Source organism: Sorangium sp. So ce1153, from assembly GCF_051521595.1.
GTDB lineage: Bacteria > Myxococcota_A > Polyangia > Polyangiales > Polyangiaceae > Sorangium.
Window position 1 is genome coordinate 954,982 of the sequence record NZ_CP150361.1, and the last position, 14,312, is coordinate 969,293.

The following is a 14,312-nucleotide window of genomic DNA, read 5'->3' on the forward strand; positions in this document are numbered from 1 at the left end:
GTCATCTCTCCTCGCGATCTTCGCGATCTTCCGCCCCGGCGCCGGGGCGGGCTTCGTCACCTTCGAAGAACAGGGGCGGGGCCTCGTCCCCGGCGCCGAGCGCCCGGGCGAGGGTCGTGAGGCTCTGCGCGAGCCCGCGGCGCTCGTCGGCCGGCAGGCGGTCGACGGCGGCGATGAGGTCGGCCTGCACGGTGCGGGGCGCGCGGCGGAGCAGCGCGCGGCCGGCCGGGGTGAGCGAGATCTCGGTCCGGCGCGCGTCCTCGGCCGAGGCGCGCCGGGCGACGAGCCCGCGCTCCGAGAGGCGCGTCACCACGACCGACACCGAGCTCTGGTGCGTGAGCGTGCGCTGCGCGAGCTCGGCGACCGACGCGGCCGCCGCCTGATCGAGCTGCTGCAGCACGAACAGCTGTGCGCTGCTCAGGCCGAGCTGCCGCTCGCACGCGCGCGAGGAGACCCGCAGGCGCTGCACGATGGAGCGGATCGCATCCATGACCCGCTGCGCGTCCGGCCCGCCGGGCGCCTGCCCCGCGGCGTCCTTCCGGCGCGCGCGCGTCGTGCGCGTGGTTGAAGATGCATGGGCTCCCATATAATTGCGCGGGAAGCTACGCCGCCCGCCCGCCATGCGCAAGCGGGCAGCGGGCCTCGCGCCATGTCAGCGCCAGCGCGGTCGAGGCGGGCCGTCCTCGACGGGGTAGGCGGGAGGGAGAGGTGGCCGGTCTTTCGACGTCGCGCGTGGCGCGTGGCGCGTGGCGCGTGGCGCGTGGCGCGTGGCGCGTGGCGCGTGGCGCGTGGCGCGCGCGAGTCCGCCCGAGCTCCGCCTTGGGCGAGGGGATCCCGCTACCGCCGCTCCGCGTCGATCACGCGCAGCAGCGCGCTCGAGCGCCGCAAGGTCGGCGCGGGCTGCGCGGCGATGCCGAGCCCGTCGAGCAACGCCGGCGAGGCGAACACGCCCTGCGCCGTCCCCTCGGGCACCCAGGCGGCGAGCTCCAGCAGGTCTCCGCCCGTCAGCGCGCCGTCCCTGTTCGCGACGAGCTCGCCGGCGTGCACGCAGAGGCGGACGTGGACCCTCTGGTCGCGCCCGGCGCGCGCGTCGAGCCGCCGCATCAGAGAGAGCGCCGCGTCGACCGCGCCGCGCCGCGCCGCCTGGTCTCCCGCCGGATCGAGCGGCCGGTCGGCTGTGACCAGTACGGCCGTGCCCGCCTCGACGGCCGCCGCAAATCCTGCGTCCGCGAGCGCGCCGAGCGCCAGCGGCAGGACCGCCTCGAAATCGTCGAGCAGCTCCGTGTCCGGCTCCTCGAGGGCGCCGGGGGCGGCCTGCACCTCGACGTAGATGCCCACCGCGGAGCGCCGCTCGGCGGCGCCTCGCGCCTGGGGCGTCGCGATCGCTGCGCGCAGGCCGGCGATGAGCTCGCCCACCGACGCCTGGCGCTCCGCAGGATCCTTGCTGAGCGCCTGCAGGACCACGCGGTCGAGCGACGGGCTCACGCGCGCCCGCGCGCTCGGGCGGGGCGGGCTCGCGAACAGGTGCAGCTGGCGCAGCACCACGAACGACGTGCCCGAGAACGGCGGCTCCCCCGCGAGCATCGTGTACGTCAGCGCGCCGAGCGCGTAGATGTCCGACCTCGCGTCGACCGGGCGGCTCATGAGCTGCTCGGGGGACATGCACGAGGGCGAGCCCACGATCTGCCGCGACGTCGTGAGCGCGGGCCCGGGCGCGTCGAGCAGCTTCGCCACCCCGAAGTCGAGCAGCACCACGCGCGGGCGGTCGCCCCCGGCGCACAGGAAGACGTTCGACGGCTTGATGTCGCGGTGCACGATCGCCTGCGCGTGCGCCGCCTGGAGCGCGCTGCACAGCGGCTCGAGCACGGCGAGCGCCTCCTCCGGCGGCAGCCGGCCGCGGTCGCGCAGGAGCTGGGCGAGGTCGGTGCCCTCGAGCAGCTCCATGACGAGGTAGGGGCGCCCGTCCGCGAGCCGGCCGACATCGAAGATCTCGACCACGCCCGGGTGCCGCACCCGCCGCGTCGCCTCGACCTCGCGTTCGAAGCGGGCGAGCAGGTCGGGGTGCAGGGCGAGCTCGGGGTGCAGCACCTTGACCGCCGCCGGCGTGCCGTGCTCCACGTGCTCCCCGCGGTAGACGACGCCGAAGCCCCCCTGGGCGAGGGCGCTCCCGATCCGGTAATCGCCGGCGCGGTCCGGCGCCTCGGACGTGTGCTCGCCCCCGGCGGCCGCCGCCTGCCGCTCGTCCACGGCGAGGGCGACCGTCTCGCCGGCAGGCCCCGCGACCTCGGTCGGCGCGCTCTGGAGGGTAGGATCATCAGCGCGTGCCATCTGCCAGCGGGCGCGAGAATATCACAGGGGAGGTCGGCGCTCGCGCGCGCCCCTCCGCCGGAGCCGTCATCGAGTGCATCGCTGTCCATCCTGTCACCGGCGTCGCGAAGGCGGCTCTCCGTGCCCACTCGACGGGTGGACGCCCCCGCCGGCGAGCGAGCGCCCGGCGCCCGCCCCGCCGCGCATCGACGGCATCTCGCCGGGCGAGCGCCTCGGGCAAGGCGGGTTCGCCGCGGTCTGGGCGGGGATCTCGAGCAGCGACGGCGCCGAGGTCGCCGTCAAGGTCGGCTTCTCCGCCACCCCGGTGCTCGAGGAGCGGTTCCGCCGCGAGGCGGAAGCGCTCCAGCGCATCGGCCCGCCGCACGTCCCGCGGCTCCACGGGCGCGGTAGGCTCGACGACGGCCGCCCCTACCTCGTGATGGAGCGGCTCTCCGGCCGCACGCTCGCCTCGGAGCTCGCCTCGCTCACCGAGCCGCCCGACCTGGACTGGGCCGCGGCGCGGGCCGACGCCGTGCTCGCCGCGCTCGAGGCCGCGCACGCCGAGGGCGTGATCCACAGAGATCTCAAGCCGGAGAACCTCTTCATCGCGCGCTCCGGGGGCGCGCCCTCCGCCCGCGCGCCTGGTGAAGCGCGCGTCGTGCTGCTCGACTTCGGCCTCGCCAGGCGCGCCGCGGGCGCTCCCGGCGGAGAGGCGCAGCTCACCCGTACCGGCGCGGTCCTCGGGACCCCCGAGTACATGGCCCCCGAGCAGATCCGGGGCGAGGCGATCGACGAGCGCGCCGACCTCTACGCGTTCGGCGTCGTCCTGTTCGAGCTGCTCACGCTGGAGCTGCCGTTCGCGGGCGACGGCAGCGCCGTCGAGCACGGCCACCTCGCGCTGCGCCCGCGGCGTCCGGGCGAGCTCGCGCCGGTGCCCGCGGCGCTGGAGGAGCTGACGCTCGCGTGCCTCGCCAAGGACCGCGACCGCCGCCCCGCGAGCGCCTCGGCGCTGAGGAGGGCGCTCGCGGCCGCGCGCGCCGAGGCGGCGCGGGCGGTCGCCACGCGGCGGACCGCGCGGGCGGTCGCCGCGCCGGCCAGGCTCATCGCCGAGGGGGGCCACCCGGTCGTCCTGCTCGTCGCCGACACGGCCGCCCCGGCGGCGCCGGTCATCGCCGCCGTGACCGGCCGCAACGGGTTCATCGCGCGGCAGCGCGGCAGCCGCTACGTGGCGGTGTTCTCCGGCCGGAACACCGATCACCCCGCCGAGGCCGCGCTCGCCGCCGCGCGCGAGCTCGCCGAGCGGCACGGCGCGCGGGCGGCGCTCCACCTGGCCTCCGTCACGCTCCGCCGCAAGGCGCGGAGCTCCGCCGCGGCGTACGGCGCCGCCGTCGAGCGCCCGGAGACCTGGCTGCCCCCGGAGCCCTGGTCGGGCGTCGCGCTCACCGCGGAGCTCGAGCGCGCCCTGCCTGCGCGCGACGACCCGGGCCCCGCCTCGTCGCGCGCCGCGCCGTCGGCCAACGTCGAGGCGCCGCTCGCTGGCCGCGCCGACGTCGTCGCGGCGCTCTCCGCGAGCGCCGGCGCGGCCTTCGACGGGACGTGCCCGGGCCTGTTCACGCTCCTCGGCGAGCCGGGGCTCGGCAAGAGCCGCCTGGTGGCGGAGGCCGCCGCCGCGGCGCGCCGCCTGACGGTCCGGGCACCCGAGGCGCGGGTGATCTCCCTGCGCGCCGCGCAGCCGCTACCCGGAGAGGCGGCGCGCGACGCGGCGGAGCTCCTGCGCCGGGTGCTCGACGCGCCCGCGGACCCGCCGGCGGATCCCGCCGCGTTCTGCCGCGAGCGCCTCGGCGACGCGCTCGGCTCGGCGACGTGGCCGGCCGTGGCGGCGGCGCTGGGGTGGTCGCCCCCCGCCGGCGGCGGCGCGCCCGCGTCGCTCCACCACGGCGTGGTGCAGGCGCTCGGGGAGGGGCTGCGCCGGCTCGCGCGCGGCGGCCCGGTGGCGGTGCTCCTTGACGACGCGCACTGGGCCGACGACGCGCTGGTCGACGCGCTCGAGTACGCGACGCTCGACGGCGCGGGCGTCGCGCTCTGGGTCGTGGTCGCCGCGCACCCCCGCTTCGAGCAGGTGCGCCGCGCGTGGGGCGCGCGCACGCAGCGCCACCGCCGGGCGGCGCTCGCGCCCCTTGACGAGGAGGCCGCGATGGCCCTCGCCGCCGAGCTCCTGCGGCCGGCGGAGTACCCGCCCGCCGCCGCGCTGCGCCGTCTCGCGGGCTGGGCGGGCGGGAACCCCGCCTGCCTCTCGGAGCTCGTGCGCTCGCTGAAGCGGGCGGGCATCGTGCGGCGCCGCGCGGGCTCCGGCAGCCAGTACGTCGCGACGGCGGAGCTCGACGTGTTGCCTCCGTCGCCGGCGTGGCAGTGGCTCGCGGAGCGGCAGATCGACGCCCTGCCGCCGGAGCTCGCGGCCTGCGTCAGGCTCTGCTCGGTGCTGGGCGTCTCGTTCGGCCGCGCGGAGCTCGAGCAGGTCCAGGACGCGATCGAGCGCGCGGGCGGCGCTGGCACGCCGATCGACGCCGGTTACGGCCTGAGCGCGCTCGTGGAGCGGGGGATCCTCCAGCGCGGCGCCGGCGAGCGCTGCTCGTTCCAGAGCGCGGTGTTCCAGGACGCGGTCTACGAGCTGCTCGACCCGGCGCAGCGCGCGCAGATCCACCGGCACGCGCTCGCGACCTTCCGGTCCAGGGTCGAGGCGGAGGGGCCTCGCCCCGAGCTCCTCGAGCCGCTCGCGCGGCACGCCGGCGGGTGCGGGGCGCTGGAGGAGGCGGCGGACGCGTACCTCCGGCTCGGCGACGCCGCGCTCTCGCGGCACCGCCACGTCGAGGCGGATCAGCACTATACCGCGTGCCTCTCGTTCGCCGCGGAGGGCGAGCCGCGCGTGCGCGCGCTCGCGCGGCTGGGGCGCGGCAAGAGCCGCCACGGCGTCCACCGCCCGCGCGAGGCGCTGGAGGATCTCGCCGCCGCGAGGGCGCTCGCGGAGCAGCTCGGGGACGCCGCGTTCCTGGCCGACGCCCTCCTCGTCGAGGCGACCGTCCTCGATCGGGAGAACGATTTCGAGACCTCGGCCAGGCGGGTGGAGGAGGCGCGCCCGCTCGTCGAGCGCGCCGGATCGCCCGGCCTCGCCGCCCGGCTCCTGGTCGGGCTCGGGCGGACCTGCATGCGGCAGGGGCGCATGGCGGAGGCGGCCGACCTCCTGGGCCAGGGCGTCGCGGCCGCCGAGACCGCGCGCGACTACGAGGCGCGCGTCGTGGCGCTCGTCCTGCGGTCGGCGGCGCTCGTGTTCGCCGGGCGGCTGGAGGAGGCGGAGGCCACGTTCCAGACGGGCATCGAGCTGGCAGCGCAGGTCGAGGACTGGCCTCACGTCTGCGCGATGTACGTCAACCGCGCCTTGCTGTGGACGACCAGGAACGAGCTGCTCCTCGCGATCGACGACATGCGCAGGACGATCGCGCTGGCGCGGGAGATCGGCAATCCGCTCTTCGAGCGGATGGCGACGCACAACGTCGCCGAGCTGCTCTATGCCAACCACCAGGACGAAGAGGCCCTCCCGCTCGCGCGGCGCGCCCTCGTCCTCGAGGAGCGGTTCGTGGAGGTCCCGGTGCCGGAGAGCTCGCTGCTGCTCGCCCGGATCCTGATCGCGCGCGGCAGCCACGACGAGGCGGCGCGCCTCGTCGACTGGATCGGCCAGCGCTGCCCGCCGGACGCCGCGGCCCCCTCGCTGTCGGCGCTCTTCCGGATGCTCGGGCTCGTCCTGGAGCAGCTCGGCGCGCCGCGGCCCGACGCCGGCGCGCTGGGGCGTCGCTGGGCCGCGCTGCTCGCCGAGGCCAGCCGTGGGCTGCTCCCGTTCGAGCTCCTGGAGCTGCTCTACTGGCGCGCGGCGATGGCGATCCGGCGCGGCGAGGGGGACGACGCATCCGGCGCGCTCGCGGAGGCCGGGGCGCTCCTCGTCGAGTGTCCGATCTGGCAGCCTCGCTTCGACGACCTGTGGCGGCGCTTCCGGGAGCTGGAGGCTCGAGCCTCCATGGACTGAGGGCCAGCGCCTCCGGTCGGCCATGGCGCCGCCCGGGCGCCGCCGCCTTCGCGCGTCGAGACACGGCGCTCCTCGGGCCGGAAGCTGCGATCCGCGCGACGGCGGCGGCGCCGCGCGTCGCTGGCACGATCCATGGACTGAGCGAGCGTGTTCGCATGCCGCGCCACGCGGTGGAAGGAAGAGCATGTTCAGCGTCCGAGCCTCCCTTGCTGTCGTTGCTGGTTCTCTCCTCTTCGCGTCCGGTTGCGTCGCGGCCCCGCAGGGCGACGCAGAAGACGAGCTCGCGGTCGCGGAGGACGCGATCATCTGGACCAACGGCGACGTGCCGTCGTTCTTCTGGAAGACCACCACCCAGCAGGCGTTGCAGCGGCTCGCGGTGTCCCCGCTCGTCAACGCCGCGACCGGCCGGCTCACGGCCACGCCGCTCCTGGATACCGCCGAGGGGCGCGCGCTCCTCCATTACGTTGTGGGCTGCGCGCTCCCTCCTCACACGACGGTGAACACATCGGTGCCCGGGGTCTCCTTGCAGGGCTCGATCGGCCTCGCGCCGACGTGGAAGACGGCGAAGCTGGGCGCCCTGTCGTCGCAGCGCTGGGTGACGGCGTGCCTGCTCCAGACCCTCAACGGGATCGGCGCGCACGTGCCGATCCGCATGGTGGGGAGCCACCTGGGGCTCACGGACGCCTCGGCGCAGGACGCCGTGAGCTACAGCATCCCGGACGCCACCATGTTCGGCAACATCTTCGACCCCGCCAAGGTGGAGGTCTTCGCGTGCGCGGACGCCGGCGCGGCGGCGGCGTGCGGCCTTAGCTGGAGCGCCTTTGCGAACCTCCGCATCTGCGACGCCTCGCCGCTCTGCGGCATCACCCCCCTCGGCGCGTGCCAGGGCGAGGCCGGCGCCCACTGTGCGATCAACAGCGTTGGCAAGCTGGTCTGCAGGACGCCGGGCAACACCTTGTACGCGGAGGCGATCTCGACGTTCCTCGATGAGACGGGCTTCGCCGCGCTGTACCCCTCGTGCAGCCTGCCGCCCTGAACCACGCCCCCTGCGCCCGCGCTGGAGGGGAGCGGTCATCGGCGCTGAGGAGACCCGGGACCGCGTCGTCCTCGACGGGATGGAGCGCCGGGTCGGCGGCTGCTTTTCGGTCGGCGCCGGGCAGCATGTCGCCGGCGCGCGAGATTCACGCTAAGACCCGGCCCTCCCATGACCTTCCAAAACCTCATCCTCGCACTGCAGAAGTTCTGGGCCGAGCGCGGCTGCCTCGTCGTGCAGCCGTACAACTCGGAGGTCGGCGCCGGCACCTTCAACCCGGCGACGTTCCTGCGTGCGCTCGGCCCCGAGCCCTGGAACGTGGCCTTCGTCGAGCCCTCCCGGCGGCCGTCGGACGGGCGCTACGGCGAAAACCCGAATCGTATGCAGCAGTTCCACCAGTTCCAGGTGATCCTCAAGCCGAGCCCGATCGACATCCAGGACCTCTACCTGGAGTCGCTGCGCGCGATCGGCACGAACCCGCTCGAGCACGACGTCCGGTTCCTCGAGGACGACTGGGAGTCGCCGACCCTCGGGGCGTGGGGGCTCGGCTGGCAGGTGTGGATCGACGGGCTCGAGATCTCGCAGTTCACCTACTTCCAGCAGATCGGCGGCATCGACTGCCGCCCCGTGTCCGGCGAGCTCACGTACGGGCTCGAGCGGATCGCGATGTACCTGCAGGAGAAGGACAGCATCTACGACGTCGTCTACTCCGACAGCGGCGGGAAGGTCGTGCGCTACGGGGACCTCTACCAGCGCGCGGAGTGGGAGTGGTCGACCTACAACTTCGAGGAGGCCGACATCCCCGAGCACTTCGCGGCGTTCGACGTGTGCGAGGCCGAGGTGAAGCGGCTCCTCTACCGGGGCGCGGACCCGGCGGCGAAGGGGGCGACGATCGATCCGAAGAAGGCGCTCGTGCTGCCGGCCTACGATTTCGTGACCAAGGCGGCGCACCGCTTCAACGTCCTCGACGCGCGCGGCGCGATCAGCGTGACCGAGCGGCAGCGCTTCATCGGCCGGGTGCGCGCGCTCGCGAAGGCGGTCGCCGAGACGTACCTCGCGCAGCGCGAGGCGCTCGGGTTCCCGCTCCTCGGCGAGCAGGCGAAGGCGGCGGAGTAGCGCGCCGCTGGCGAGGCCGGCGGCGCAAGCGAGGGCCGCTGGCGGGGCGGGGGAGCAGCGGCGCCGGCGAGGGCGGCGGAGCGGCGCGCCGCCTCAGCCGGGCGGGCTGTCCGGGAGGAAGTCGCGGCGCGTGCAGATCGCGACGAGCGGCAGCCCCGCCGCGCGGATCGCCTCCGCGCCGCCCTCGAGGCGGTCGACGAGGGCGATCACGCCGACCACGGAGGCGCCCGCGGCGGCCAGCTTCTCGACCGCCTTCAGCGTCGAGCCGCCGGTCGTGATCACGTCCTCGAGGATCGCGACGGGCATCCCGGGCGCGAGCCCGCGATCGCCCTCGACGAGGCGGCGCGAGCCGTGGTCCTTGACCTCCTTGCGCACGTAGAGCGCGGGGAGGGGGCGGCCGCGCAGGAAGCTCGTGAGCGACACGGCGCTCGCGAGGGGGCAGCCGCCGAGCTCGACGCCGGCGACGGCCTCGCACCGGGGGAGCGCGGCGAGCGCCTCGAACATCAGCGAGCCGACGAGGGCGTGCCCCTCGGCGGTCAGCACCGACTGCTTGCAGTCGATGAAGAAGTCGCTCTCGCGGCCAGACGCGAGGACGACGCGCTTCTGCTCGAACGACCGCTCGCGCAGCAGCGCGACGAGCCGCTCCCGCTCCGAGGTGCCGGTGGCGCTCACCGCCCGCCCCGCTTGCGCAGCGAGGCCTTCGCGGCGCCCTTCCGGAGCGCGGGGACGACGGGCGGCGGCGGCCCGCCGGCGCCCTCGGCCGCCTCGGGCTCGTCGCCCTCGCCGGCCGCCGAGCCCGACAGATCGGCCTCTTCATCGTCGTGCGCCGCCGCGAGGCGCGGCTCGGGGGCCGGCGCGGGCCTCGCCTCGACCGGGGCGGGGCGCGCGGCCGGCGCAGGGCGCGCGGCCGCGGGCGCGGCGCGCGGGGCGGGCCGCGCGGGCGGGGCCGGCGCGCGGTGCTCCGCCGGCGCCCGCGCCGGTCGCGCCGCCGCCGGCGCGGCAGCGGCGCGCGGCGCAGGCGCAGCAGCAGCCGCGGCCGCGCGCACCGGAGCAGGCGCGGCGGCGAGCGGCGCGCCGGTGGTGACGTTGCCGCGCACCAGCGCGCCCGCCTGGATGCCGATCTGCGGCGCGCCGAGGTCGCCGACGACGCGCGCGCCCGGCTCGAGGATCACGGCCTCCTCGCCGGAGACGTTCCCGGCGACCGCGCCGCGGACGATCACGCGGCGCCCGCGCACGTCGCTCTGGATGAGCGCGCCCTCGCCGATGGTCACGTCGCCGTTCACGACGACGCTCCCCTCGACGCGGCCGAGGATCTCGAGATCCCCGTCGCCCTGCACGTTGCCGCGGATGGCCGTCGTCGGACCGATCGTGGACTGGGCGGCCATCGGCTACACGTCCATGTCGACGTTGCCCTTGAACGAGGCTCCGTCCGCGATGGTCAGGCGCGACGCCTTCACGTCGCCGACGAGTCGACCGCCCGCGAGGAGGTCCACGCGGTCGGCCGCCGTGACGTTGCCGGTCACGTTGCCGCCCACCTGGAGCGACGCCGCCCCGATGTCCGCTTCGACCAGCGCCCCTGCGTCGATGGTCAGAGGCCCCTCGACCGTGAGCCTCCCGCGCACCGTCCCGGCGACGATGACCTCCTCGTCGGAGGTGATCTCGCCCTCGATCGTGAGCCCGTTTCCGATGATCGTACCCGCCACGTTCGTGCTCCTCGTCGCGCCGTCGCGGCGCGCTTCATCGTCCGTCAACGCGCGTTACCGCCCCGCCGGTTCACGCCGGGAGCCCTGACCGCGCCCGCCGGTCCGCTCCGAGAGCTCGGCCGGGAGGTCGAACTCCGCCTCGATGCGCCCGGCGAACGCCGCGCCTTCCTCGAGGATCACCTCGCTGCCCCCCACGTTTCCGGCGTACTGCGCGGTCGCCCGGATCGTCACGGGGCCGCGCGACGTCACGTCTCCCGTGAGCTGTCCGGCGACGACGAGCGAGCTCGCCTCGACGTCCCCGGTGACCGACGCTCCGTCCTCGATCTCGAGGTCGCCGGTCAGCTGGATGTCCCCCTCGACGCTCCCCTCGACCCGGAGCGAGCCGTCGCCGTGGACCCGCCCGCGGATGCGGGCGCCCCGGCCGATGAGCGATTCGGCAGCGTCCGATTCGCTGCGCGTGGTTGTCGAGCCTCGGGCCATTCTCGTCTCCAGTGCGCGGTGGGGGCCGCGTGAGCCGGGGCGCGCACCAGATGCCCGGCTCGTCCGCTGGAGCTGGGCGAGCACCATCGCCCGGCCCCGCGGCGGCGCGGACGCTACTCCAAGGCGCTGCGCCTCGCAACCGGCCGGCGGCGACGGAGCCCGCTCGGGGTGGGGCTCGCGCGGGGGGCCGAGGGGGGCCCTCCCACGAACTCGCGCCTTTTGGCGGCTGTTGCCAGCTGTGCGGATGATCGCGAGTCCATGAGCGACCCGCCGCGACGCGGGCCGGCGCTCGGGTTCGTGGGGCCCTCCCCCTCGGCCCCCCGCGCGAGCCCCACCCCGAGCGGGCTCCTTTCTGGGTGGGGGGGTGGTCGAGACGGCGGCGGGAAGCGCGCAGGGGGCGGGGCGCCGAGTCGAGCGATGGAACGCCGGCTGTCGTCCAGGCCGTGCAGGGTGGCGTGCGCGATAGAGGAGGCTTCCTGAGCTCGTGGCTCAGGTGATACGGTGGGTCTTGACTGGGCTTTCCTTGTTCGCGACGCCCCCAGCGTCCCTGAGGGGGAACCGACTTGGACGGCTCAGCATGCGCGTCGTCCTTGGGGCGATCGCAGACCAACGGAACCCGGGGGTACCCTTATGCGCAAGATAGCTATCGTGGGGTCTGGACAGGCTGGCCTGCTCGCGGCGCATGCCCTGGTGAAGGCCGGGTACGACGTGACGCTCTACTCGGATCGCACGCCGGAGCAGTGGCTGAACGGATCGAAGCCGACCGGCACCGCCGCCCGGTTCGACATCGCGCTCGAGTTCGAGCGCGAGCTCGGCCTCGCCTTCTGGGAGGACGCCGCGCCGAAAGGCCAGGGCGCTCACCTGACGGCGTGCGCCGCCCCAGGCAACCGCCTCCTGACGCTGGCAGGCCGCCTGGAGCGGCCGTTCGTGGCGATCGATCTCCGACTCCAGAGCCACCGGTGGATGCTCGAGCTCGAGGCGCGCGGCGGCAAGATCGCCATCGAGCCCGTCTCGGTCGAGCGGCTCGACCAGATCGCGGCGGAGAACGACCTCACCGTCGTCGCCGCAGGGCGGGGCGATCTGTGCAGCCTGTTCGAGCGCGACGCGGCGCGCACCGCGTACGCCGAGGCGCAGCGCAACACCGTGATGATGTGCGTGACGGGCCCGAAGCTCGGGTTCGACGACATCCCGCTGCTCCCGGTCAAGTTCAACCTGTTCGCGGGCCTCGGCGAGGCGTTCTGGGTGCCGTACCACCACAAGGACGTCGGGCCGAGCTGGAACTGTCTGGTCGAGGCGGTGCCCGGAGGGCCGCTGGACCGGTTCCAGGGTGCGAAGACGGGAGAGGAGATCCTCGCGATAGCGAAGGAACTGGTGAGGGAGTTCATCCCGTGGGATCATGAATGGTTCAGGACCGCCGAGCTGTCGGACAAACACGGGTGGCAGAACGGCCGCGTCGTCCCGGCGGTGCGCAAGCCCGTCGGGCGGCTGCCCTCCGGCCGGCTCGTGACGCCGCTGGGCGACACCGCGATGTCGCTCGACCCTGTCGGCGGCCAGGGCGCCAACAACGGGAGCAAGATGGCGCGCAACCTGGTCGAGTGCATCGTGGAGCACGGCGATCGCCCCTTCGACGCCGGGTGGATGACGCGCACCTTCGAGCGCTTCTATGCGCGGCACGGCGGGCCCACGGACAGGTTCAACAACCTCCTCCTGGAAGGTGTCACGCCCGGGATGGCTCACCTCCTCTTCGCGCAATACGGCAGCGACGGGCGGGCAGACAACACGAGCAGGCAACAGGCGCTCGCGAACGCGTTCGTGAACAACTTCACCGACCCGGCTCGTCTGACATCGGTGCTCGAGGACGTGGGGCGGGTGCGCGCGTTCATCGGGCAGGAGACCGGGAAACCCTGGCCGCTCGCGCTCGCCGCGGGAGGCATGGGCGTCGGCCTCGCGCAGGTGCGGCAGCGCCTCGGGTTCTCGCCGGGGCACCCGGGCGCGCCGGCGCACGCGGCGCACGTGGGCGGAGCGCTCGCCTAGCGCTCAACGCCGCCCGGTCGGCGAGCGATATCGCCAGACCCATTCTGTAAACTACGCGTGCTGAGCTTCCACGACGCGTCCGTGTGAGACCCTCGGGTACACGAGCGTACAGGCGCGTTGCGTGCGCGAGGATGTCTTGCGCTGTGATCGTCGCGCCCGACGCGGTCTCTTTTTCATGCGTATGTCACCCAAAGGGTAGCTTTCTCGGTTATACTCCACACTGGTCCCGGAGTTTCAGCAAGGGTGGTCCGGCAGGTGCCGTCTCCGGAGGCCTCCTCGATTCTGGTTGCTATCGCGCCGGCGAAGGCGCTGGCACGGGCTCAAGAGGAGTTAGACCATGAGATTGCTTACGATGACCATTGCTTTGTCGATGGTGGCTTCGGTCGGCGCGGCGTGCGGAGGGGCCTCGGACAGCGGCGAGAGCAGCGGTAGCTCGCAGAGCAGCGGCGGCTCGCAGAGCAGCGGCGGCTCGACGGGCTCCGGCGATATAGGTGCGGGCACCGGTGCTGGCCCGGGCGGTACCTCCGGCGCGGGCGGCAACAGCACCGTCGGCTCGACGGGCGCAGGGCAGGCGTGCGCCACCCAGCAGTCCGAAGCCGGGCTTCAACAGGTGTACCTTGCCTTTGCGTTCGACGTGTCGGGCAGCATGGGAGCGGGCGACGAGCCCTGGCACGACAAGACGCTCAAGTGGGATCCGGTCGTCGCCGCCACGAAGCAGTTCTTCTCGGATCCTGAGTCCGCCGGGCTCATGGCGTCGCTCACGTTCTTCCCCGGCTCTGATCGGCGGCGGATGTGCAGGGCCGGCACGTACTCGAACCCGGATGTCGAGATGACGCCGCTGCCCTCTCCAGCGTTCGGCGAGGCGATCGACGACGTCACGCCCCGGGACGATCGTGACTGGCGCATGGGCACGCCGACGGCGTTCGTGGTGGAAGGCACGGTCGGTTTCATCGAGGAGGCGCGGCAGCAGAACCCCGGGAAATACGCGGTTGTGCTGGTGACCGACGGTTACCCGCAGCTGTGCGACGACGGGGCGGACACGATCGAGGCCGTCGTGCGGCGCGTCCAGGCGGCGCGCGAGAACAACATCGCGACCTACGTGGTCGGCGTCGCGAATCCGCCGGTGGAAGGCGCGCCGGAGAGCGTCGAGAACCTGCAGGAGATCGCCGAGGCGGGCGGAACGGGAGACGCGTTCCTCATCGACACCGGCGACCCGGCGCAGACCGCGGCCACGTTCAAGGCGGCCATCGACCAGATCCGCGGGACCGCGATCTCCTGCACGATCGGGATCCCGGCGGCGCCCGATGGGAGGACCTTTGACAAGCAGAAGGTCAACGTGACGTACACGAGCGGCACGGGCAACAACCCGACGACCCTCATGTATGATCAGGAATGCGCGGCCGAGGGCGCATGGCGCTACGACGACCCCGGGAATCCGACCGCGATCGAGCTCTGCGCCAGCACGTGCGCCACGGTGCAAGCCGACGCCGCGGCGGCGCTCGCCGTCGAGTTCACCTGCGATGACGTGATCCAGGTCCCGCGTTGATGGGAACCGAGGACACAG

General features: G+C 74.4%; 11 protein-coding genes. 5 read left to right on the forward strand and 6 right to left on the reverse strand.

Translation table 11 applies throughout. From position 1 onward, the window contains the following. Position 1: 1 nt before the first annotated feature. Entirely contained in the window at positions 2 to 586 is a 585-nt protein-coding gene (locus tag WME85_RS03430) for a MarR family winged helix-turn-helix transcriptional regulator (RefSeq protein ID WP_437835251.1), read from the reverse strand. A 251-nt stretch (positions 587 to 837) separates the two neighbouring features. Next, a complete protein-coding gene (locus WME85_RS03435; protein ID WP_437835252.1) occupies positions 838 to 2,328 on the reverse strand; it encodes a serine/threonine-protein kinase in 1,491 nt (496 codons plus the stop codon). A 73-nt stretch (positions 2,329 to 2,401) separates the two neighbouring features. Here WME85_RS03435 and WME85_RS03440 point away from each other — a divergent pair, with 73 nt between their 5' ends. From WME85_RS03440 to glyQ, 3 genes are all read left to right on the forward strand, one after another. Continuing rightward, the gene (locus WME85_RS03440; protein WP_437835253.1) at positions 2,402 to 6,382 is read left to right on the forward strand and encodes a serine/threonine-protein kinase; all 3,981 of its coding nucleotides are present in this window, start codon (positions 2,402 to 2,404) and stop codon (positions 6,380 to 6,382) included. A 184-nt stretch (positions 6,383 to 6,566) separates the two neighbouring features. After that, entirely contained in the window at positions 6,567 to 7,418 is an 852-nt protein-coding gene (locus WME85_RS03445) for a hypothetical protein (RefSeq protein ID WP_437835254.1), read from the forward strand. 168 nt (positions 7,419 to 7,586) lie between these two features. Beyond that, positions 7,587 to 8,531, forward strand: coding sequence for a glycine--tRNA ligase subunit alpha (gene glyQ, locus WME85_RS03450; protein ID WP_437835255.1), 945 nt, complete (start codon positions 7,587 to 7,589; stop codon positions 8,529 to 8,531). Positions 8,532 to 8,624: 93 nt separating this feature from the next. Here the strand turns inward: glyQ and pyrE are convergent, their stop codons facing one another. From pyrE to WME85_RS03470, 4 genes are read right to left on the reverse strand one after another with little or no spacing between them, the layout of a single operon-like run. Continuing rightward, positions 8,625 to 9,203 (reverse strand): orotate phosphoribosyltransferase, encoded by a 579-nt coding sequence (gene pyrE / locus WME85_RS03455; protein ID WP_437835256.1) that lies wholly within the window; start codon positions 9,201 to 9,203, stop codon positions 8,625 to 8,627. Next, complete coding sequence (locus tag WME85_RS03460; RefSeq protein WP_437835257.1) at positions 9,200 to 9,916, reverse strand: bactofilin family protein; 717 nt, start codon at positions 9,914 to 9,916, stop codon at positions 9,200 to 9,202. Before WME85_RS03460 ends, pyrE begins: the two co-directional genes overlap by 4 nt. 3 nt (positions 9,917 to 9,919) lie before the next feature. Next, entirely contained in the window at positions 9,920 to 10,234 is a 315-nt protein-coding gene (locus tag WME85_RS03465) for a bactofilin family protein (RefSeq protein WP_061611987.1), read from the reverse strand. A 54-nt stretch (positions 10,235 to 10,288) separates the two neighbouring features. Next, positions 10,289 to 10,714 (reverse strand): bactofilin family protein, encoded by a 426-nt coding sequence (locus WME85_RS03470; RefSeq protein ID WP_437307611.1) that lies wholly within the window; start codon positions 10,712 to 10,714, stop codon positions 10,289 to 10,291. Between the two features lie 630 nt (positions 10,715 to 11,344). Between WME85_RS03470 and WME85_RS03475 the strand changes: the two genes are divergently transcribed. Continuing rightward, a complete protein-coding gene (locus WME85_RS03475) occupies positions 11,345 to 12,748 on the forward strand; it encodes a styrene monooxygenase/indole monooxygenase family protein (protein WP_437835258.1) in 1,404 nt (467 codons plus the stop codon). A 337-nt stretch (positions 12,749 to 13,085) separates the two neighbouring features. Further along, complete coding sequence (locus WME85_RS03480) at positions 13,086 to 14,294, forward strand: vWA domain-containing protein (protein ID WP_437835259.1); 1,209 nt, start codon at positions 13,086 to 13,088, stop codon at positions 14,292 to 14,294. Positions 14,295 to 14,312: the final 18 nt, after the last annotated feature.